17 protein-coding genes are annotated in these 20,555 nt (G+C 70.4%); 11 read left to right on the top strand and 6 right to left on the bottom strand.

Going from position 1 to position 20,555, the window contains the following annotated elements:
• Nucleotide 1 precedes the first annotated feature (1 nt).
• The 7 genes from ABD793_RS11745 (at nucleotide 2) to hisS (ending at nucleotide 7,903) form a co-directional block, all read left to right on the top strand.
• Nucleotides 2-1,408, top strand: coding sequence for an alpha-hydroxy acid oxidase (locus ABD793_RS11745; RefSeq protein ID WP_344858668.1), 1,407 nt, complete (start codon nucleotides 2-4; stop codon nucleotides 1,406-1,408).
• The gene (locus ABD793_RS11750) at nucleotides 1,405-2,751 is read left to right on the top strand and encodes a cytochrome P450 (RefSeq protein WP_344858670.1); all 1,347 of its coding nucleotides are present in this window, start codon (nucleotides 1,405-1,407) and stop codon (nucleotides 2,749-2,751) included. The genes ABD793_RS11745 and ABD793_RS11750 overlap by 4 nt, the downstream gene beginning before the upstream one ends.
• Nucleotides 2,748-4,019 (top strand): cation:proton antiporter, encoded by a 1,272-nt coding sequence (locus ABD793_RS11755; protein ID WP_344858673.1) that lies wholly within the window; start codon nucleotides 2,748-2,750, stop codon nucleotides 4,017-4,019. The genes ABD793_RS11750 and ABD793_RS11755 overlap by 4 nt, the downstream gene beginning before the upstream one ends.
• A gap of 93 nt (nucleotides 4,020-4,112) precedes the next feature.
• The gene (locus tag ABD793_RS11760; protein WP_344859210.1) at nucleotides 4,113-4,760 is read left to right on the top strand and encodes a response regulator transcription factor; all 648 of its coding nucleotides are present in this window, start codon (nucleotides 4,113-4,115) and stop codon (nucleotides 4,758-4,760) included.
• Nucleotides 4,757-5,938 carry a sensor histidine kinase gene (locus ABD793_RS11765; protein WP_344858675.1) on the top strand — a complete coding sequence of 394 codons (1,182 nt, stop codon included), beginning with the start codon at nucleotides 4,757-4,759 and terminating at the stop codon, nucleotides 5,936-5,938. The genes ABD793_RS11760 and ABD793_RS11765 overlap by 4 nt, the downstream gene beginning before the upstream one ends.
• Nucleotides 5,939-6,187: 249 nt before the next feature.
• Nucleotides 6,188-6,571, top strand: coding sequence for a hypothetical protein (locus ABD793_RS11770; protein WP_344858677.1), 384 nt, complete (start codon nucleotides 6,188-6,190; stop codon nucleotides 6,569-6,571).
• A gap of 36 nt (nucleotides 6,572-6,607) precedes the next feature.
• On the top strand, nucleotides 6,608-7,903 hold the full coding sequence (gene hisS, locus ABD793_RS11775; RefSeq protein ID WP_344858679.1) for a histidine--tRNA ligase: 1,296 nt from the start codon (nucleotides 6,608-6,610) through the stop codon (nucleotides 7,901-7,903).
• A 16-nt stretch (nucleotides 7,904-7,919) separates the two neighbouring features.
• Here the strand turns inward: hisS and ABD793_RS11780 are convergent, their stop codons facing one another.
• The 4 genes from ABD793_RS11780 to ABD793_RS11795 all read right to left on the bottom strand — a co-directional run bounded on the left by ABD793_RS11780 (nucleotide 7,920) and on the right by ABD793_RS11795 (nucleotide 11,267).
• The gene (locus tag ABD793_RS11780) at nucleotides 7,920-8,291 is read right to left on the bottom strand and encodes an alpha/beta fold hydrolase (RefSeq protein WP_486303687.1); all 372 of its coding nucleotides are present in this window, start codon (nucleotides 8,289-8,291) and stop codon (nucleotides 7,920-7,922) included.
• Complete coding sequence (locus ABD793_RS11785) at nucleotides 8,288-8,695, bottom strand: alpha/beta fold hydrolase (RefSeq protein WP_344858681.1); 408 nt, start codon at nucleotides 8,693-8,695, stop codon at nucleotides 8,288-8,290. Before ABD793_RS11785 ends, ABD793_RS11780 begins: the two co-directional genes overlap by 4 nt.
• 451 nt (nucleotides 8,696-9,146) lie before the next feature.
• A complete protein-coding gene (locus ABD793_RS11790; protein WP_344858684.1) occupies nucleotides 9,147-9,596 on the bottom strand; it encodes a flavodoxin family protein in 450 nt (149 codons plus the stop codon).
• A gap of 39 nt (nucleotides 9,597-9,635) precedes the next feature.
• Nucleotides 9,636-11,267 carry a phospho-sugar mutase gene (locus ABD793_RS11795; protein WP_344858686.1) on the bottom strand — a complete coding sequence of 544 codons (1,632 nt, stop codon included), beginning with the start codon at nucleotides 11,265-11,267 and terminating at the stop codon, nucleotides 9,636-9,638.
• 72 nt (nucleotides 11,268-11,339) lie between these two features.
• Here ABD793_RS11795 and ABD793_RS11800 point away from each other — a divergent pair, with 72 nt between their 5' ends.
• A complete protein-coding gene (locus ABD793_RS11800; protein WP_344858688.1) occupies nucleotides 11,340-12,494 on the top strand; it encodes a glycosyltransferase in 1,155 nt (384 codons plus the stop codon).
• Nucleotides 12,495-12,543: 49 nt separating this feature from the next.
• Here ABD793_RS11800 and ABD793_RS11805 read toward each other — a convergent pair whose 3' ends face one another.
• Both ABD793_RS11805 and ABD793_RS11810 read right to left on the bottom strand, forming a co-directional pair.
• On the bottom strand, nucleotides 12,544-13,329 hold the full coding sequence (locus ABD793_RS11805; protein ID WP_344858690.1) for a purine-nucleoside phosphorylase: 786 nt from the start codon (nucleotides 13,327-13,329) through the stop codon (nucleotides 12,544-12,546).
• Nucleotides 13,330-13,360: 31 nt separating this feature from the next.
• Nucleotides 13,361-15,217 (bottom strand): serine/threonine-protein kinase, encoded by a 1,857-nt coding sequence (locus ABD793_RS11810; RefSeq protein ID WP_344858692.1) that lies wholly within the window; start codon nucleotides 15,215-15,217, stop codon nucleotides 13,361-13,363.
• Nucleotides 15,218-15,340: 123 nt separating this feature from the next.
• Here ABD793_RS11810 and ABD793_RS11815 point away from each other — a divergent pair, with 123 nt between their 5' ends.
• The 3 genes from ABD793_RS11815 (at nucleotide 15,341) to meaB (ending at nucleotide 20,450) form a co-directional block, all read left to right on the top strand.
• The gene (locus ABD793_RS11815; protein ID WP_344858695.1) at nucleotides 15,341-17,206 is read left to right on the top strand and encodes a methylmalonyl-CoA mutase family protein; all 1,866 of its coding nucleotides are present in this window, start codon (nucleotides 15,341-15,343) and stop codon (nucleotides 17,204-17,206) included.
• 82 nt (nucleotides 17,207-17,288) lie between these two features.
• Nucleotides 17,289-19,457, top strand: coding sequence for a methylmalonyl-CoA mutase (scpA, locus tag ABD793_RS11820; protein ID WP_344858697.1), 2,169 nt, complete (start codon nucleotides 17,289-17,291; stop codon nucleotides 19,455-19,457).
• Nucleotides 19,458-19,460: 3 nt separating this feature from the next.
• On the top strand, nucleotides 19,461-20,450 hold the full coding sequence (gene meaB / locus ABD793_RS11825) for a methylmalonyl Co-A mutase-associated GTPase MeaB (RefSeq protein WP_344858699.1): 990 nt from the start codon (nucleotides 19,461-19,463) through the stop codon (nucleotides 20,448-20,450).
• Nucleotides 20,451-20,555 lie beyond the last annotated feature (105 nt).

A 20,555-nucleotide genomic window follows, 5' to 3' on the forward strand; every position in this document is an offset into this window, starting at 1 on the left:
CATGCGTACGATCGTGGAGATCGAAGCGGCGGCACGAAAGCGGCTCGCCCCGGCGCACTACGACTTCTACGCCGGTGGCGCGGATGCGGAAGAAACACTGCGGGCCAACGAGGAGGCGTTCCGTCGCCGGGTATTGGTGCCGCGGGTGCTTCGCGGCGTGAGTGAACGCGACCTTTCCGTGCAGCTCGCCGGTTCGCCGTTGTCGATGCCGGTTCTCGTTTCTCCGACGGCGTTCCACCGCTTGGCGCATCCCGAAGGTGAGGTGGCGACGGCCCGTGCGGTCGCTCGGGCGGGCACGGTTCTGGTGGTGAGCATGGGCGCGACCACGGCGATCGAGGACATCGCCGCCGCGGCGAGGGCGGCGTGGACGGAGAACGCGGCAGAGGAGGACGCCGCGGCGAGGGCGGCCGCGAAGGGGGAAGCGGCGGCGAGAGAGGCTGCGGCGGGAGAAGCGGCGGTGCGAATTGCGGCGGACGGGGAAGCCGCGAGGGGGGAAGCGGCGATGAGGGCGGCCGCGAAGGGGGAAGCGGCGGCGAGAGAGGCTGCGGCAGGAGACGGGCAAGCCGCGAGGGGGGAAGCGGCGGCGAGAGAGGCTGCGGCAGGAGACGGGCAAGCCGCGAAGGGGGAAGCGGCGGCCAGAGATGCTGCGGCGGGAGGGGGCACGGCGGGAGAAGCTGCAGCGGGAGGAGTCACGGCGGGGGCGGTTGCGGTGAGTGAAGGGGTGGCTGCCGGGGCGCCGGCGTTGTGGTTTCAGCTGTACCCGCAGCCGGACCGGGGATTCACCGAGGCGGTGCTCCGTCGGGTCGAGCGGGCGGGGGTTGCCGCGCTGGTCGTGACTGTCGATTCCGCGGTCTACGGTCAGCGGGAACGTGATCACCGTAACGGTTTTCACGACCTTCCGCCGCATTTGGCCGTCGAGAACATGCGCGATCACACCGGGCGGGTGCGTGACATCGCGATGCCTGCAGCGCTGAGCTGGGCGGACGTCGAGTGGTTGCGGGCGGCCACGACGTTGCCGATCTTCCTGAAGGGGATTCTGCATCCGGCGGACGCCAGGCGGGCGGTCCGGGCGGGTGTGTCCGGGCTGGTGGTGTCCAACCACGGCGGACGGCAACTCGATTCGGCGATCTCCACTGTGGACGCACTGCCCGCGGTGGCGTCTGCTGTGGACGGTGCGATTCCGTTGATCCTCGACGGCGGTGTGCGCTGTGGGACCGATGTGGTGAAAGCGCTCGCACTCGGGGCGAGTGCGGTGGGGATCGGCAGGCCGGTGCTGTGGGGGCTCGCCGCGGCCGGCTCGGAAGGAGTGACCGAAGTGCTGGAACGGTTGCGTTCGGAAGTCGATCGTGCGCTCGCGTTGTGCGGTGCGGTGAACCCCGCCGGGCTGACCGCGGATCTGGTCCGATGAAACGGCTCGTGCTGCTCGCGCTGGCCGGTCTCGTGACGACGCTGCCGAAATGGCTGCCGTCCCGGGTGGTCGCGGTGCGGATGAAGATCTTCGCCCTCGTCAACGGCGACGAGGGCATGGTGGTGCCGGTCGAGGACTTCCGCCAGGTGTACGCCCATCCGGCGGCGGATGGCCGCAGCAAGGGCGCCGCGCTCTCCGACCTCTTCTGGTACTGGCTCGCGCCAGGGCCGCAGGTGCACCAGGAACATCTGGAACCCGGCCCGCGCTACGACGAAGTCGCCAAGACCACCCGGCACATCCTCGTGAAGACGAAGGGCGAGTCCGAGGAGCTGACCCGCCGGGTCGCCACGCGGGTCCTCGACGAGCTGGACATCGGGTCCGGCAGGCTGATCCGGCTGCGTGACGAGATGATGCCGATCTGGGCGGAGCTGTACTACGAGCTGGTGTTCGGCGAACCGTGCCCGCGCGAGGCACGTGAGCTCATCGTGGGGCACGCCGACGACGTCGTCTCCGCGCTGAAGTGCGTCCGGCCGCGCAACATGCGCCGGCGCGCCCGGCTCACCGCGTACCTGCGGCGCAGGCTCGATGACGTGCCGCACCCGCTGCCGTCCCGGCTGACCCGCGAGGAGCAGGCCTTCTACCTGCAGGGCACGTTCTTCAACACCGCCGTGGTGCAGATGTCCGAGGCGATGGCGCACCTGCTGATGATCATCGCCGAGCACCCCGAGGTGCAGCGCAGGCTTACCGAGCATCCGGACGACGACGCGTACCTGGATCGCGTGCTGGACGAGGCGCTGCGCACCTATCCGTTGTTCGGGATCGCGCATCGGATCGCGACCGGCGACATCGAGCTGGCCGACCGGACCGTCGAGGCGGGCACCGTGCTGTTGTTCAGTTATCCCGATTTCCACCACACCGGATTCGAGCGGCCCACGGAGTTCGAACCGGCCCGATGGGAGGCAGGCTGTCCGGCGCACGGCCGCAAGGAGGCGAACTTCCTGCCGTTCGGCGTGGCACAGAACCGGCCGTGCCCGGCGCGCGGACTGGCTCCGGTGACCATGCGGGTGGTCACCAGGGAGTTCCTGCGCCGGTTCACGCTGGCAACGAGTGCCGCGCACACCCGCTCGATTCCCAACCGTGGCCCGGTTTTCCTCACCCCGCGCCGGTCCCGGCGCGAGGTCGGCGGCGTGCTGGCCTACCTCGCGGTGCGGGACCGATGGGAAGACGTGTGGCGCAGCCTCGCACAACTGGTGTTCGGCACCTTCATGGTCCTCGACGCCCGGCGGCAACGGTTGTGCATCAAGTACTTCGAGACCCACGACCTCGGCGGAGGCAGGAAATGAGCCCAACCCAGGCGGCACCGGCGTTCTTCCTCGCGGTGGTGGTGATCCTCGTGGTCTGCCGGCTGGTGTGCGCACTGGCCGTGCGGCTCGGCCAGCCACCGGTGGTGGGGGAGATGATCTCGGGTGTGCTGCTCGGCCCTTCGCTGCTCGGGCTGCTGCTGCCGGGGGTGCAGGAGGCGCTCTTCCCGGACGAGGTGCGCACCCTGCTCTACCTCGGCGGCCAGATCGGGCTCGTGATCTACATGTTCGGCGCCGGGTACGAATTCCGGATGGGTGCGTTGCGGGACGGGCGCAAGACGGTCGCCGCGGTGTCCGCCGCGGGTACGGTCGTCCCGCTTGCCCTCGGCGTCGCGGTCGCGATTCTCGGCGGGACTTGGGTCGGCATCCTCAAACCCGGGGTCTCCCCGGCGGTCTCCGCTGCGTTCGTGGGGGTCGCGCTCGCCATCACGGCGTTCCCGATGCTCGCCCGGATCATCACCGAACGCGGATTGGGCGGGACGCGGTTCGGTTCGCTCGCGCTCGCCTGCGGTGCGCTCGACGACGTGCTTGCGTGGATCCTGCTGGCCGTGGTGCTCGGGATGCACGCGGGTTCGGCGGGCCCGATCGCGCTCGCGGTGGGTGGTGCGGTGCTGTTCGTGTTGCTGGTGTGGCTCGTGGTGCGGCGGATTCTCGTGCACGCCCTGCGCAGCCCGCGGCTCTCGGACGACCACCGGCTGCTGGTGACCGCGATGATCCTGTTCGCGGCCGCGTGGTTCACCGACGTGGTGGGGCTGTACGCGGTGTTCGGTGCGTTCGTGATCGGGTTGGCGTTCCCGCGTGGCGCGGCAGCGGACGCGGTGCTCGCGCGGATCATGCCGATCGGGCGGGTGGTGTTTTTGCCGCTGTTTTTCACCTATTCCGGCCTCAACACCCGGTTCGCGCTGCTCGCCGACCCGAACCTGCTGCTGTTCGCGCTGGTGTGCGTGGTGGTCGCGGTGGCGGGCAAGCTGGGTGCTTCGTGGGGTGCGGCGCGGCTGGCGGGGGAGCCGGCGCCGGTCGCGGTGCGGATCGGCGTGCTCGTGAACGCCCGCGGGCTGATGCAGCTGATCGCGCTGAACGTCGGGCTCGCCGCCGGCATCGTGTCGCCCGCGTTGTTCACCGTGCTGGTGCTCGTCGCGCTGGTGACCACGGTGATGACCGCACCGGTGCTCAGTCTGCTCGATCGGCGCGACGCCCGTCGCTACGCCGGCCGGGACCTGCCCGAATTTCTCCTGAGTACGGGGACCTGAGTACTTACCTACGAAAGTTGAGGGCTCAAGTGGCCGGATCACTGCAAGTATGAAGCCGTGCACGAAGAGGCAGGAATCCGGGCGGTCACCCGGGTGCTCCTGGTCGAGGACGATCGCGACCTCGCCGGGATGCTCGCCGAGCTGCTCGCCGGAGAAGGTTACGAGACCGACCTGGCCCACGACGGTCAGCGCGGCCTGCACCTCGGGCTCACCGGGCGGTACGACGTGCTGATCCTGGACCGCAGGCTGCCGGTGGTGGACGGCCTGTCGGTGCTGGCGCAGCTGCGCCGCCGCGCGTTGTCCGCCCGCGTGCTGGTGCTCTCCGCGCTCGGTGAGCTGACCGATCGGGTGCAGGGCCTTGATGCCGGAGCCGACGACTACCTGGTCAAGCCGTTCGAGACCGACGAACTGCTCGCCAGGGTGCGTGCGCTGTGCCGCCGTGATCTGGAACAGGCCGAGAGCCTGCCGCTCGGGACCGCCGCACTGGACCTGTTGCGGCACGAGGTGGTGCTGCCGCGTGGCGAACGCGTGACCCTGTCCGGACGCGAGTTCGAGTTGCTGCGCACGCTCGCGCAACGGCCGAAGGCGATCCACCCGCGGGCTTCGCTGCGCGCGGGCGTGTTCACCGAATCCGCCGCGGAGTCTATTGTGGACACCTATGTCTACTACCTGCGGCGGAAGCTGGGGCGAAGCGTGGTGAAGACCGTGCACGGGCTGGGTTACCAGATCGGGGCGGTGTGACCACGGTCGTCGATGCGGAGACGCGGGCGCTGCGGCGGGCGCGGCGGACCATCGCGGGCCAGATCGCGGTGGCGATCACGCTCGTGGTGCTCGTGGCGGGCGCGATCTCGTACTGGGTCCTGCTGCGCGGGCAGGAATCCGAGGTCGACCGCCAGCTCGACTACACGCTCGGCAGGGGACTGGACGAAACGCCGCCCGGCTGCGTCTGGCTGGTCACCCCGCAGGGGCACGTCCCGGCCGGGCCACTGCCGTTCACGCTCCCGTCGCCGCCGCCGGTACCGCACGACGGCGACGTGGTCACCGAGGAACACACCCTGGACGGGATGGTCTACACCATTCGCACGGTCAACCGGGGCGGCCAGGTCTGGCAGGCGTTCTTCGAGCAGCGCTACCTGATCGCCGACCGGCACCAGCTGCTCTTCGGCCTCGGCGTGGCGGAACTGGTGGTGCTCGCCGTCGCGGTGGTCAGCGGATATCTGCTGGCGAGCCGGGCGATCCGGCCGCTGGGCGAGGCGTTGCGCAGGCAGCGTGCCTTCGTCGCCGACGCATCGCACGAGCTGCGCGCACCGCTGACCCGGCTGCACACCAGGACTCAGCTGCTCGCCCGTCGTGGCCGCGCGGCCACGGCTGATCTGGACGCCCTCGTCGCAGGTACTCGTGAGATGAGCGACCTGGTGGACGATCTGCTGTTGTCCGCGCAGGCCGGTCACGAACGGCCGCAGCTGGTGCCGGTGCCGCTCGCCCAGCTGGCGGCACAGGCGGTGGAAGCGGAATCGGTCCGCGCGAGCGACCGGCGGGTGGATCTGCGGCTGTGCCGTTCGCCGGGGCTGGAGGACATCGTCCCCGGCGTACCGACCGCGTTGCGACGGGTGTTGTCCGCGTTGCTGGACAACGCACTCGGACACACCCCGCCGGGCGGTTCGATCGAGGTGAGCCTGCTGAACCCGGACCCACGGCACGTCGAACTCCGCGTGTGCGACACCGGCGCGGGCTTCCCCTCGCAGAACGTCGAGCGGCTCTTCGAACGCTTCGCGCACGGTACGAACGGCGAAGGCCGCCGCTTCGGCCTCGGACTGGCACTGGTGCAGGAGGTCGTGACCGGCCACGGCGGCACCATCGCGGCCACCGGCAGCCCCGGCTCGGGGGCGACCTTCACGCTGCGCTTCCTCCGCGCCTAAGGGATGTCGCGGTCAGATACCGCGAAGGATGTTGTGCGGGTTGGGCGATTCCTATGCCCGGCCCGTGCCTGCCGCTCTCTTGCGCCGGCTGATCGGGTTTCGGGTGCGGGAGCACGAATAAGACGGCGTGCTGTGGCTGTGCGCACCGAGGTGCACTGATTGGTCACGTGCCCGACCACGCGAAGGTTTCGTGACAGCGTTTTAAAACACTGTTACAGTTGTGTTCGTTCCCGAACGAGGAGGCGAACCATGCACGGTCCCGTTCAGTTGTTCACTGTCATCGCGCTCGTCTCGCTGCCCACCGTGATGTACGGCGGATACGCGTTGGGCGGTGTGCTGCGCCGTCAGCAGCTGAGCGAGAAACAGCGGGGTCTGTTCCGTGCCGGGCACGCGCACGCGGGGGTGCTGCTCGTGCTGGTGCTCGCCGCGATGCAGGCTCTCGACCACGGCGGTCTGTCGGACACCGCGCGGTGGCTCGTCTGCTTCCTGCTGCTGTTCGGCGTGCTCGCGCAGTCCGGCGGCTTCTTCCTGGCGATGCTGCGCACCCGGCTCGGCATGAGCGTCACCACCGGTGGCGCGGTGCTGCTCGGCGCGGCGATGCTGCTCACCGCCTACGGCGTCGCGTTCCCCTGACGAACGGGTGCGAACCGGGTCGTTAAGCTTGATGACGTGCCTGAATACCTGTCGACCGCGCCTGTCAAGGGGACCCGAGACTTCCTCCCCGCCGAGATGTCCGTCCGTACGCAGGTGTTCGGCCATCTCTACGACGTGCTCGAGCGCTACGGCTTCCTCCGCTACGACGGTCCGGTGCTGGAACCTGCCGAGATCTACGAGCGGAAATCCGGGCAGGAGATCGCCGATCAGCAGCTCTACACACTCACCACGCGGGGCGGCGAACGGCTGGCGTTGCGCCCGGAGATGACGCCTTCGGTGGCCCGGATGATCGCCGGGCACGCGAAGTCGCTGTCGTTCCCGGTGCGCTGGTACAGCCACCCCAACTGCCACCGGTACGAACGCCCGCAGCGTGGCCGCGTCCGTGAGCACTGGCAGATCAACGCGGACATCTTCGGTTCGGAAAGCGCGAACTGCGAGATCGAGATGTTCGAGCTGATTCACGACCTGATGGGTGCGCTCGGCGCGACGCCGGACAAGTTCGCGGTGCGGGTCAACGACCGGAACCTGCTCGCCTCGGCGCTGACCGACGTGGCCGGGATTTCCGCGGAACTGCTGCCGCAGGTGTTCGCGCTCGTCGACCGCTGGGAGAAGACGGCGCCGGATGAACTCGCCGCCGCGGCCGCGGAGATCGGGCTGGCGGACAAGGAGTTCGAGAAGCTGTCCGAGACCCTCGGTGCCGGTGCTGCGTTGCTGGACGAGCTGCCCGCCGAGGTCAAGGCGGAGTCGAACCTGGTGAAGGTGCTCTCCAGCAGTGCCGCGAGCCTCGTCCGCTACGAACCGCTCATCGTGCGCGGGCTGGCGTACTACACCTCCACCGTGTTCGAGGTCTTCGACACCTCGCCGAGGAACCGCCGAGCACTGTTCGGCGGCGGCCGCTACAGCGATCTCGCCTCCCTGTTCACCAAGGAGCGGATTCCCGGCATCGGCTTCGGCATGGGTGACGTCACGCTGATGGACTTCCTCGAAACGCACGGTCTGACGCCGGCCCCGCGCAGCGAGGTCGACGTGATGGTCATCCCGGTTGTCGAGGAGCTGGCCGACCCGGCCCGTCAGGTTGCCGCGTCGTTGCGGAAGGCGGGGCTGCGCACCGCGACGCCGCTCGAACCGCGCAAGCTCGGCAAGGAACTGACCCGCGCGGACAAGGCGGGTGCGGTCGCGGTGGTCATCGTCGGCGAGGAGGACTGGGCGGCCGGTGCGGTCACCGTGCGCAGCCTCGCCACCCGGGAACAGCAGCAGGTTTCGCTGGCGAACGTGCCTGCCGAAGTGGCGGCGCTGATCACCCCGTCGTGACGGCGGCGGACGCTGATCATCCCGCGGGGACCGTGGCCCATCCGGACACGAGTTCGGCAACCCGGGCCGGGTGGCTCGCGAACGGCGAGTGCCCGGCCCCGGAGATGACGGCCACCCGTGCGCCCGCCGCGGCGTAGCGGGAGGCGGTGGAAACCGGGTCGTAGAGCCGATCCCGGCTGCCCAGGAGCACCAGTGCGGGCAGGCCGAGGTCGCGCAGCTGCCCGTCGAGCGGGCGTGCCTCGAGCAGTTTTCGCCGTTCGGTGAGCACGATCCGGGCCATCCGGGGACTGGTGGCTGCGAAGTCGGCGCGCAGCCGGTGGACCGCGGTCCGGCGCAACGCGTGCGCGGTCACCGGTGAAGCGGCCAGTAGTCGCAGCAGCGTGCTCACCGCTGGTGCGGCGAGCAGCCCGTGCCCTGGCGGGAAAGTGGCGTGGCGGTAGTCCGGTGCCTGTCCGATGAGGACGACCGTTCGACGGCTTTCGTGCGCGTCGCCAGCTCCAGTACCACGTCCGCACCGAACGAGTGCCCGACCGCGGTGATCCCGGTCAGGTTCCCTACGGCGGCCGCGAGCGCTTCCGCCTGTGCGGCGGCGTCGAGTCCGGTGTGCCCGCCGGTGCGGCCGTGTCCGCGCAGATCCGCCCGCACGACCCGGAACCGCTCGGTCAGCAGTGCGGCCACCGGATCGTATGAGCGCAGTGATCCGCCGAAACCGTGCACCAGAAGCAAGACCGGCGCGTCCGCCGGGCCGTCGACGAGGACGTTCAACTGCGGATCGCGGGTTCGGCCGACCATCCTCGGTCTCCTTCGCGGTAGGCCGTGAGTGCACGGGAGAGCGGAATCGGCATTGCGGGCGAGTGGATTGTCCGCTGCCGCCCGCCCTCGGCCCGCCACCGGGCACGGTGCACGCCTCGCCGGTTGCAGGCCCGGCCGGGCACCGTGCACTGCGCAACTTGCCGGTGGTGGGTGCACCGCCGATCGAAGTCGCGCAGGGCCGGATTGCGGCGCATTCACCGGGATTTTCCGGCTGCTGCCGCTCGTCATGATCGCTACCTTGTAGTAAGCTGGACGCAGTCAAGGTTGATCGCCTCGCAGCGAACCCTTGACCTGGCCTGTTGCCGGAGGTCGACCCCCAGGGCTTCCGGTGACAGGCCCCTTTACTTTCCGGGGTGTGCGGCGGATTTCCCGGTCCCGCAGAGGTTCTGCGCTCAAGCGAGCAGACGGTACTCAAGCGAGCAAGGGATGCTCACATGAGCGTCGCGGCGAGCGTCCCGCCGAGTTCGGTGAGTGCCTCCAGGGTGGCCTTGTCCGGTTCGCCGGTCACCAGGATCGGTTCAGCGGCGCGGTTCCAGCCCAGTCCGGTGGTGATCGAGTCGAGCTGGCGCACGGTGCCCGAAGTGTCGTTGTTGCCGTGCACGTAGGCGCCGAACGGGCGGCCCCTGGTCGCATCGAGGCAGGGGTAATAGACGGTGTCGAAGAAGTGCTTCAACGCGCCGCTCATGCTGCCGAGGTTCGCCGGGGTGCCGAGCAGGTACCCGTCAGCGGCCAGCACGTCGGCCACGGTGGCCCCGAGCGCGGGCCGCCGCACGACCTCGACGCCCTCGATGTCCGGATGCTTCGCCCCGGCGAGCACGGCTTCGAACATCGCCTGCATGACCGGCGACGGCGTGTGATGCACGATCAGCAGTGTTGACATGCCCCGCAGCCTGCCATCGGCCACCGGGCAGCGCATCCGTCAGCGCAGGAGCGCGGTGACGTCCTGGCGGACGGCGCCGAGCACGGTGGTCGCGTGGCGGCGCGCGTCGGACAGGTCGCCGGTGACCGGGGCGACGACTTGCAGGTAGGTCTTGAGCTTCGGCTCGGTGCCCGACGGCCGGATGACGACCCGCACACCTTCGCCGTGCAGCCGGAGCACGTCGGCGCCGGGCAGGAGGTCCTCCAGCGTCACCGGGACTCCGCCGAGGGTGGCCGGTGGTCCGGCGCGCAGCGCACTCATCAGCCGGCCGCGGACGGCCAGATCGGTGACCCGCAGCGAGACCTGGTCGGTGAGGTACACGCCGTGCCTGCGGGCGATGTCGTCGAGGACGTCGGACGGGCCGCGGCCGTGCGCCTTGAGCGTGGCGGCGAGGTCGGCGGCGGCGACCGCGGCCGCGATGCCGTCCTTGTCCCGCACGAATCCGGGGTTCACGCACAGGCCCAGTGCTTCTTCGTAGGCGAAGAGCAGGCCCTCGCCTGCCCGGACCAGCCATTTGAACCCGGTCAGCGTTTCCGCGTAGCGGGCGCCGGTTTCCTTCGCCAGTTCGCCGAGCAGCGCGGCGGACACGATGGTCGTGGCGACGAGCGGATCCGGATCGTCGGTGGTGGACAGCAGATGCGAGCCGAGCAGCACCCCGGTCTCGTCGCCGCGCAGCATCCGCCAGGTGCCCTCGGGCGCGGGCACGCCGAGCGCGCAGCGGTCCGCGTCCGGGTCCAGCGCCACCGCGAGGTCGGCGTCCACTTCGGACGCCAGCGCCAGCAGCAGGTCGGCGGCACCCGGCTCCTCCGGGTTGGGGAACGAGACCGTGGGGAAATCGGCGTCCGGTTCGGCCTGCGCGGCAACCAAATGCACATCGGTGAAGCCGGCACCGGCCAACGCGGCGCGCAGCGTTTCGGCGCCGACGCCGTGCAGCGCGGTGGCGGCGATCCGCAGTTCCCGCGCGGTGCCCCGCGGCAGTGAGGCCACTTCGGCCAGATACGCCTCGCTCGGATCGACGACTTCGACACCGCCCGCACGGGGCACGTCCGCCGCGGCGGGTGCGGCACGGATGGCTTGTTCGATCTCCCCGTCCGACGGCGGCACGATCTGGCCGCCGGTCGCGTCGTAGAGCTTGTACCCGTTGTCCGCGGGCGGATTGTGCGACGCGGTGATCTGAATGCCGGCCGCCGCACGGTAATGCAGTACCGAATAGGCCAACAACGGCGTGGGTAACGGCCCAGGCAGGACTTTCACCGCGAATCCGGCAGCGGAGAGCACCTCCGCCGACGCCGTGGCGAATGCTTCCGAACCGTGCCGGGCATCGCGGCCGATCACGACCACCCGGCCGGCGTGCCCGTGCGCGGTGAGCCACGCCGCGACGCCGGCGGTGGTCCGGGTGACCACCGCGACGTTCATGCCGTTCGGCCCGGCCCGTACCGGTCCGCGCAGGCCGGCGGTGCCGAACTCCAGCGGTCCGGCCATCCGGTCGGCGACCTCGTCGGCCGCGCCGGGCGCCTGGTCGACGGCACGGGCGAGGATGCTGGTCAGCTCGTCGCGGGAAGCCGGGTCCGGATCGTTCGCGATCCAGCGTTCGGTGGCGGCCCGCAGTTCGGCGGTGAGACTGTTCGGCACCGGATCAGCCTACGCGGGACGTTCCGCCCGAAACGGGGAATCTGTGTTGCGCGTTCTCGATACGCTGGGCCAGTGCGCATGATTTTCACGTCTCTCGCCTCCTACGGCCACCTCTACCCGCTTCTCCCGCTCGCCGTCGCCGCTCGCGACGCCGGGCACGAGATCGTTTTCGCGACTGCCCCCGAGTTCCACCCCACGCTGGACAAAGCGGGCCTCGAACCCGCTCCGGCGGGGATCAGCATCCGGCAGGCGTTCCAGGAGATCTTCACCGGCGATCCGCGCTCCCAAGGCGAGGTACCCAAAGACGAGCTGGAGCAGCACATCGGCCGGGCGTTCGGCCGGATCATGCCGGAACGGTTCATGGCTGATCTCGCCCCGCTGATCGAGCAGCGCCGCCCGGACCTTGTGGTCTACGAAACCGGCAACCCCGGCGGGTTGTTCGCTGCGCACACCGCCGGGGTCCCGGCGATGTGCCACGGATTCGGCAGGGTGTCCTATAACGGCGATGCCGCCTCGACTTTCGTGGAACCGCTGGCCGCCTTCGCCGCGGAGCTGGGGATCACCGGCGACACCCGGTTGGCCTGGGGGCGCCCGTACCTGGACATCTGCCCGCCGTCGGTGCAGGAACCGCAATTCCTGGCCGGCGCACGGCGGGTGCCGGTGCGGCCGGTCGGCTGGAGCGAACCCGGCGACCTGCCGTCCGGGGTGCTCGGACGGGACCGCGGGCGTCCGCTCGTCTACCTCACGCTCGGCACCACGCCGATGAGCCAGGCCCACCTGCTGGCCTCGGCCGTGCACGGCCTCGCCGCGCTGGAGGCCGACGTGCTCGTGGCCACCGGTCCGTCCGTCGACGTCGCTGCGCTCGGGGACGTGCCGTCGAACGTGCGGCTGGAGGCGTGGGTGCCGCAGTCGGAGCTGCTGCCGCACGTCGACCTGGTGGTGCACCACGGCGGCAGCGGCACGACCATGAGCGCGTTTTCCGCCGGTGTGCCGCAGCTCGTGCTGCCGCAGGGCGCGGACCAGTTCACCAACGCCGAGGCAACCACCGCGGTGGGCGCAGGCACCCAGCTGCTGGGGGACGAGGTGACCACGGAGGCGGTGCGGGACAACGCGCGTCGCCTGCTCACCGACTCCGCCGTCGCGGACGTGGCACGCAAGCTGGCCGAGGAGGTCGCGGCAATGCCTTCGCCGCAGGAGGTCGCGGAGCAGCTGCCGCAGTACGCCTGAGCGACCGTGGTTCCGCCCCGACCTGGTGGACCGGGGCGGAACAGGCGTCTCAGGCGCGGGCGACGAGGTCCTTCAGCAGCGAGCCCATCCGGGTCGCCGACTGCCGTCCCGCCTCCAGTACCTCCTCGTGGTTCAGCGGTTCGCCGGTCATGCCCGCGGCCAGGTTCGTGACCAGCGACAGGCCGAACACCTCGAGTCCGGCGGCGCGGGCCGCGATCGCCTCCAGCACGGTCGACATGCCGACCAGGTCCGCACCCAGCGTGCGCAGCATCCGGATCTCGGCGGGCGTCTCGAAGTGCGGGCCGGGCAGTCCGGCGTACACGCCTTCTTCGAGCGAACCGTCGATCTCCCTGGCCAGCTCGCGCAGTCGCGCCGAGTACAGGTCGGTGAGGTCCACGAAGTTCGCGCCGACGATCGGCGAACGAGCGGTGAGGTTGAGGTGGTCGGAGAGCAACACCGGCTGGCCCACGTGCATGCCGTGGCGCAGCCCGCCGGCCGCGTTGGTCAGCAGCACCGTGCGTGCGCCCGCGGCCGCCGCGGTCCGCACGTTCTGCACCACCGGGTCGATGCCCTTGCCCTCGTAGAAGTGCGTGCGCCCGAGCAGGACCAGCGCGTGCTTGTCCCCGATCCGCAGCGACCGCACCGTGCCGCCGTGGCCGACGGCGCCGGGGGCGGTGAAGCCCGGCAGGTCGCCGAACGGGATTTCCGCCTCGGCGGAACCGATCACGTCCGCGGCCGGGCGCCAGCCCGAACCGAGCACCACCGCGATGTCGTGGCGGTCCACCCCGGTCCGCTCGGCGATGACGGCCGCAGCCGCCTCCTCCTGGTTGGTCATACCGCCGAGCGTATCCGCAGGGCAGCACCGCTCAGGACGCCCCGGGCAGGCTGAGCGTCGGTTCGATCTTGTCGAACGTGCCGGCCGCGGTGTCCTCCTGCTCGGACGGCACAGTGAGCGCCAGTACCCACAGGTCGTTGCCTGCGGATTTCAGCAGGGCGAAGGTCGCGCGGGTGATCGCGCCGGTCGGCTCCTGGTTGGTGGTCTGCTCGGGGGGCTCGCCGGATGGCTTGCCCTGTGCGCGCTCCACCGTGCGGTAGGCCAGTTCGGTTCCGTTGGCCGTCTTCGCCGGTCCCTGCGCGATGGTGAACGCGTCCTCGGCCGCCTTCGGGGGCAGCGAGTTCACGTAGTCCTCTTCGGAATGCTTGGCCAGGAAGCCCGCGAAACGTTCGAGCCGCAACGATTGCCTGCCGTCCGGGGAGAGGTACTGGACCACCGCCGAGGGACCGATCGCGGACCGGCGCGACGCGATGAACCGCTGCCAGTTCTCCGGGACCGACACGGTGTACGCACTGTCCCGTGACACGTTCGCGGTGGCGCTCGCATTGCCCTGGCGGCCGACCAGTTTCAACGGCTTCTGCGGCTCTTCGACCGGCGCCACGCCCGGCACTCCGCTGTTTTGCAAGGGCAGCAGCGGCTGGCCGCTGGCCACCCGCGCCAGCGCGAACCCGCCCACTCCGGCGACGAGGAACAACACCACCGAGCCGAGTGCCAGCAGCGTCGTGACCCCGGCACTGCGCCGCCGCGGTGGCGGTACCGGCGGAGCGGCAGTGTCCGACGAGTCGTACCCCGGGGCCGCGGTGAACGAAGAGTCCGCGGTGGCCGGCGGGACTGCCTGCGCGGACGCGGTCGAGGACTTCAGGAACGGCAGCGGACCGGGATCGGCCGCCAGCGGCGCGGGCTGGTCCGCGGAAGCCGCGTCCGGCGTGGGCGCGACCGTCTTCACCACCTGGGTGTCGGTGGCGTCCAGGTGTGCCGACGTCTTCTTCCCGTCCGGCGTGCGGAACAGCTCCGGGCCGAACAGATCGAGCGCCGTCTTGCCCTGCATCGGGTACAGCCGGTGCCGCACCTCGCGCAGCGAAATCCGCTTCTCCGGCTCCTTCTTCATCAGCGCAGTGATCACGCCGGCCAGCGGACCCGGGTTGGGCCTCGGCACCTTGCCGTTGACGACCTTGCCGACGGTCTCCAGCGGGTCACCGTCCGCGTCGTACGGCGGGGCGCCCTCGACCGCGGCGAACAGCGTGGCGCCGAGGCCCCACAGGTCGGCACCCGGGGTGACCGCGCCGCCCGACGCGACCTCGGGTGCGATGTACGCGGGCGAGCCGAGCATGATCCCGGTGCGCGTCATGGTGGCTTCGGAGACGTTGCGGGCGATGCCGAAGTCGGTGAGCTTGATCCGGCCGTCGGCCGCGACCAGCACGTTTCCCGGCTTCACGTCACGGTGTGTGATGCCGGCGGCATGCGCTGCCTCCAGCGCGGCCGCCACCGCGATGCCGATCGCCGCCGACTGCTCGACGGTGAGCGGGCCGTGGTCGCGCAGGATGTGCGCGAGGCTGCGCGAGGGCAGCAGTTCCATCACCACGAACGGCTCGTCGTGCTCGCGGGCGACGTCGTGCAGGATGATCACGTTCGGGTGGGACAGCACGGCGATCGCACGGGCCTCGCGCAGCGTCCGTTCGCGCAGCTCGTCCGCCTGCGCCGCGGGGATCCCCGGCGGCACCTTCATCTCCTTGACCGCCACCGGCCGGTGCAGGAACTCGTCGTAGGCCGACCACACGGTGCCCATCGACCCGGAACCGAGCACCGATTGCAGCCGGTACCGGCCCGCGACCACCCGCGGCTGCTCGTCCGGTGACCGGTTCGACGGCTCTAGCTTCTCCGAGGACACCCCCTGATTGTGTCGTAAGGCACCGACTCGCTTCGAGCCAGTGTCGCCACCCCTGTCCGCCAGGGGCAGGGGGCGAGCAGAGTCACAGGTGCGCGCACTGGCGTGCCTCTACCATCACTGGGTATGACGAACCTGGCTGGTCCGGAATCAGCGCCGATGTCCGAGCCGGGGCTCGCCCTCGCTGCGGAGTTCCCGCCGGCGGACCGGGCCCGGTGGCAGGAGCTGGTCGCCGGAGTGCTGCGCAAGAGCGGACGGCTGCCGGAGGACTTCGACGGCGCGCCGGAGAGCAAGCTCGTCACCCGCACCTACGACGGGATCGAAATCCAGCCGCTGTACACCGGCGGCGGCGAACCGGCCGAGCTCGGCTTCCCCGGGCTGCCGCCGTTCGTCCGCGGTGCCCGGCCGGAAGGGGTCATCGGCACCGGATGGGACGTCCGGACCCGCCAGACCCGCTCGGCCGCCAAGGCCGCCAACACGGCGATCCTGGCCGACCTCGCGGGCGGCGCGAGCTCGGTGTGGCTGGCCCTCGGCGACGCCGCGCTCCCGATCTCCGAGCTGGCCGAGGCGCTCGACGAGGTGTACGTGGAACTCGCGCCGGTCGTCCTCGACGCCGGTGCCGACTACGAAGCCGCCGCCCAAGCGTTGCTCGGCCTCTTCGCCGAGCGTGAGATCCCGGCCAGCGAAGCGGTCGGCACGCTCGGTGCGGACCCGATCGGCACCACCGCGCGGACCGGCGAAACCCTTCCGCCGGGGCCGGCCGCGGCACTGGCCGCCCGGGTCGCCGCGAAGTACCCGAAGCTGCGCACGATCGTCGCGGACGGGTTGCCGTTCCACGAGGCAGGCGGTTCCGATTCGCAGGAGCTGGGCACGGTGATCGCGGCCGGCGTCGCCTACCTGCGCGCGCTCACCGAGGCCGGCCTGGACGTGCCTGCCGCAGCCGGGCAGATCGAGTTCCGGCTGTCCGCGACGGCCGACCAGTTCCTGACCATCGCCAAGTTCCGTGCCGCCCGGCGGCTGTGGGACCGGGTGCTCGAGGTTTCCGGTGCTCCGGCCGCGGCCCGTGGGATGCACCAGCACGCGGTCACGTCCCCGGCGATGCTGACCCAGCGTGACCCGTGGGTGAACATGCTGCGGACCACGGTCGCCTGTTTCGCCGCCGGGGCAGGCGGCGCGGACGCGGTCACCGTGCTGCCGTTCGACGCCGCGATCGGCCTGCCGGACGCGTTCTCCGCGCGGATCGCCCGCAACACCAACGCGGTGCTGCTGGAGGAGTCGAAGCTGGGCAGCGTGATCGATCCGGCAGGCGGCTCCTGGTACGTCGAGCAGCTGACCGACGAACTGGCCGAAGCCGCGTGGCGCGAGTTCACCGCGATCGAGGCGGCCGGTGGCATCGAGGCCGAACTGGCCTCGGGCGCGCTGGCCGCGCGGCTCGCGGAGACCTGGGCGAAGCGCGCGAAACGGCTGGCCACCCGTCGTGATCCGCTCACCGGCGTGAGCGAGTTCCCGAACCTGGCGGAGAAACCGGTCGACCGCGAGCCGTCGCCTTCCACCGTCGCAGGTGGACTGCCCCGGCACCGGTACGCGGAGGAGTTCGAGAAGCTGCGTGACGCATCGGACGCCTACTTGGCTGAGCACGGGGAACGGCCGAAGATCTTCCTCGCCACACTGGGTCCGGTCGCCGCGCACACCGCGCGCGCCGGATTCGCCGCGAATCTGTTCCAAGCCGGAGGAATCGAGGCCGTGAACCCCGGTGCCACGGACGATCTGCCCGCCGCGTTCCGGGACAGCGGCGCCAGGGCCGCCTGCCTGTGCGGCACCGACGCGGCGTATGAGGAGCAGGCCGCCACGGTCGCGGCATCGCTCGGCGCGGAGACCGTTTTCCTGGCCGGCAAGGGAAATTACGAAGGCGTCGACGGCACCGTGTACGCCGGATGTGACGCGCTCGAAGTCCTGACCGGCCTGCACGCACAGCTGGGAGTGTCCGCATGAGTGCAGCTTGCAAGCGAATCATCGGCATTCCTGCCGGTGCCTCTCGACCGACCAGTGTGCAACTCCTTGTGGAGGCGGCGGCATGAGTATCCCGAACTTCGCCGATATCCCGCTCGGCACCCCGGAACCCGGCGACCGTGCCGCGTGGGCACAGGCCGTGCAGGACACCACCGGCAAGGGTCCGGACGCGCTCGCCTGGGAAACCCCCGAAGGCATCGGCGTGAAACCGGTCTACACCGCCGCCGATCTGTCCGATGTGGACTTCCTCGGCACGTACCCCGGTATCGCGCCGTACCTGCGCGGGCCGTACCCGACGATGTACGTGAACCAGCCGTGGACCATCCGCCAGTACGCCGGATTTTCCACCGCCGAGGAGTCGAACGCCTTCTACCGCCGCAACCTCGCCGCGGGCCAGAAGGGCCTTTCGGTCGCGTTCGACCTGGCCACGCACCGCGGTTACGACTCCGACCACCCACGGGTGGCAGGCGACGTCGGCATGGCCGGCGTGGCGATCGACTCGATCTACGACATGCGCCAGCTCTTCGACGGCATCCCGCTGGACAAGATGAGCGTGTCGATGACGATGAACGGCGCGGTGCTGCCGGTGCTGGCGCTGTACGTGGTCGCGGCCGAGGAGCAGGGGGTGAAACCGGAGCAGCTGGCCGGGACCATCCAGAACGACATTCTCAAGGAGTTCATGGTCCGCAACACCTACATCTACCCGCCGCGGCCGTCGATGCGGATCATCTCCGACATCTTCGGGTTCACCTCGCAGCACATGCCGAAGTACAACTCGATCTCGATCTCCGGCTACCACATGCAGGAGGCCGGTGCGACCGCCGATCTGGAGCTGGCCTACACGCTCGCGGACGGCGTCGAGTACCTCCGCTCCGGTATCGACGCCGGACTGGACGTGGACAAGTTCGCCCCGCGGCTGTCGTTCTTCTGGGCCATCGGGATGAACTTCTTCATGGAGGTCGCGAAGCTGCGTGCCGCGCGGTTGCTGTGGGCGAAGCTGGTGAAGCAGTTCGACCCGAAATCGCCGAAGTCGTTGTCGCTGCGCACGCATTCGCAGACCTCCGGCTGGTCGCTCACCGCGCAGGACGTGTTCAACAACGTCACGCGCACCTGTGTCGAGGCGATGGCCGCGACGCAGGGGCACACGCAGTCGCTGCACACCAACGCGCTCGACGAGGCGCTGGCGTTGCCGACCGACTTCTCCGCGCGCATCGCCCGCAACACGCAGCTGTTGCTGCAGCAGGAATCCGGGACCACGCGGGTGATCGATCCGTGGGGCGGCAGCGCGTTCGTCGAGAAGCTCACCCACGACCTGGCGCGCAAGGCGTGGGCGCACATCTCCGAAGTGGAGGGTGCCGGCGGTATGGCGCGGGCGATCGACGAGGGCATCCCCAAACTGCGCATCGAAGAGGCCGCCGCTCGCACGCAGGCGCGGATCGACTCCGGTCGTCAGCCGGTGATCGGGGTGAACAAGTACCAGGTCGCCGACGACGAGCAGATCGACGTGCTCAAGGTGGACAACGCCGGGGTCCGCGCGCAGCAGCTGGAGAAGCTGCGGCGGCTGCGCGAGGAGCGCGACCCGCAGGCCACCGAGGACGCGTTGCGGCGGCTCACCGAAGGCGCGCAGAACGACGGCAACCTGCTGGCCCTGGCCATCGACGCGGCCAGGGCGAAGGCCACCGTGGGAGAGATCTCCGACGCGCTGGAGAAGATCTGGGGACGGCACTCCGGCCAGATCCGCACGATCTCCGGGGTGTACCGGGAAGAGGTGGGGAAGTCGGACAACGTCGAGAAGGCCCGTGGGCTGGTCGAGGAGTTCGCCGAGGCGGAGGGGCGCCGTCCGCGCATCCTGATCGCCAAAATGGGCCAGGACGGCCACGACCGGGGCCAGAAGGTGATCGCCACCGGCTTCGCCGACCTCGGCTTCGACGTCGACGTCGGACCGCTGTTCTCCACCCCGGCCGAGGTCGCGCGCCAGGCCACCGAGGCGGACGTGCACGTGGTCGGCGTGTCCTCGCTGGCCGCCGGGCACCTGTCGCTGGTCCCCGCGCTGCGCCACGAACTGGCCGAGCTGGGCCGCGCGGACATCATGGTCGTGGTCGGCGGTGTGATCCCGCCGCAGGACTACGAAGAGCTGCGGACCGCCGGTGCCGCGGCGATCTTCGGTCCGGGCACGGTGCTCGCGGACGCCGCGATCGGCCTGCTCGAGCAGCTGGTCGCGCAGGAGTCCTGAGCCTTGCCGCGCCGGATCGACGTCGGCGAGTACGCGAAGGGTGTGCTCGCCGGCGACCGGGGGACCCTGTCCAAGGCGATCACGCTCGTCGAATCCCATCGCGACGACCATCGCCGGCAGGCGCAGGAGCTGCTGGTGGAGCTGCTGCCGCACGCGGGTGGATCGAAGCGGGTCGGGATCACCGGCGTACCCGGAGTCGGTAAGTCGACATTTATCGACCAGCTGGGCACCGACCTCACCACGGAAGGGCACCGGGTCGCGGTACTCGCCGTCGACCCGTCGTCGACGAGAACCGGCGGTTCGATCCTCGGCGACAAGACCCGGATGGCCCGGCTGGCGGTGGATCCGAACGCGTTCATCCGGCCGTCGCCGACCTCGGGCACGCTCGGCGGGGTCGCACGGGCCACCCGCGAGACGATCGTGCTGATGGAGGCCGCCGGCTTCGACGTGGTGCTGGTGGAGACCGTCGGCGTCGGGCAGTCCGAGGTGACCGTGGCGAATATGGTCGACTGCTTCCTCTTCCTGACCTTGGCCCGCACCGGGGACCAGCTCCAGGGCATCAAGAAGGGCGTGCTGGAGCTGGCCGACGTGATCGCCGTGAACAAGGCGGACGGCCCGCACGAACGCGACGCCCAGCGGGCCGCGCGGGAACTGCAGGGTGCGCTGCGGATGATCTACGGTAAGGACGCGGCGTGGACGCCACCCGTGCTGACCTGCAGCGCGCTGGAGGGGCGAGGGCTGGCCGAGGTGTGGGAGACGATCGGCACGCACCGCGACACGCTGGCCGAATCCGGGGAGCTGGCGGATCGGCGCCGGCGGCAGCAGGTGGAGTGGACCTGGGCGATGGTGCGCGAACAGCTGCTCGATCGGCTGACCGCGCATCCGGGGGTCCGCGCGCAGGTGACGGACGTGGAGCGGGCGGTCCGCGAAGGCGAGCTGACCCCGACGCTGGCCGCACAGCGCATCCTGGACGCCTTCATCGAGCCGGCTTGAGCTTCCTGCGCCCGGCGGTCGCCGGCACCGGTCGAACGGACCCGCCTCCTCCGCGTGGCGGCTGACGGGAACGGGGTTCGCCGGGCAGAATGCGCGTCGATGCCG

The organism is Amycolatopsis ultiminotia (assembly GCF_039536925.1).
GTDB classification, from domain to species: Bacteria; Actinomycetota; Actinomycetes; order Mycobacteriales; family Pseudonocardiaceae; genus Amycolatopsis; species Amycolatopsis ultiminotia.

Excerpts from the sequence above, each read along its gene's own strand:
- ABD793_RS11805 (WP_344858690.1), bottom strand. The coding sequence starts at position 13,329 with ATGACCAACCAGGAGGAGGCGGCTGCGGCCGTCATCGCCGAGCGGACC.
- ABD793_RS11815 (WP_344858695.1), top strand. The coding sequence starts at position 15,341 with ATGACGAACCTGGCTGGTCCGGAATCAGCGCCGATGTCCGAGCCGGGG.
- ABD793_RS11790 (WP_344858684.1), bottom strand. The coding sequence starts at position 9,596 with ATGTCAACACTGCTGATCGTGCATCACACGCCGTCGCCGGTCATGCAG.
- scpA (WP_344858697.1), top strand. The coding sequence starts at position 17,289 with ATGAGTATCCCGAACTTCGCCGATATCCCGCTCGGCACCCCGGAACCC.
- ABD793_RS11745 (WP_344858668.1), top strand. The coding sequence starts at position 2 with ATGCGTACGATCGTGGAGATCGAAGCGGCGGCACGAAAGCGGCTCGCC.
- ABD793_RS11750 (WP_344858670.1), top strand. The coding sequence starts at position 1,405 with ATGAAACGGCTCGTGCTGCTCGCGCTGGCCGGTCTCGTGACGACGCTG.
- ABD793_RS11755 (WP_344858673.1), top strand. The coding sequence starts at position 2,748 with ATGAGCCCAACCCAGGCGGCACCGGCGTTCTTCCTCGCGGTGGTGGTG.
- ABD793_RS11770 (WP_344858677.1), top strand. The coding sequence starts at position 6,188 with ATGCACGGTCCCGTTCAGTTGTTCACTGTCATCGCGCTCGTCTCGCTG.
- ABD793_RS11785 (WP_344858681.1), bottom strand. The coding sequence starts at position 8,695 with ATGGTCGGCCGAACCCGCGATCCGCAGTTGAACGTCCTCGTCGACGGC.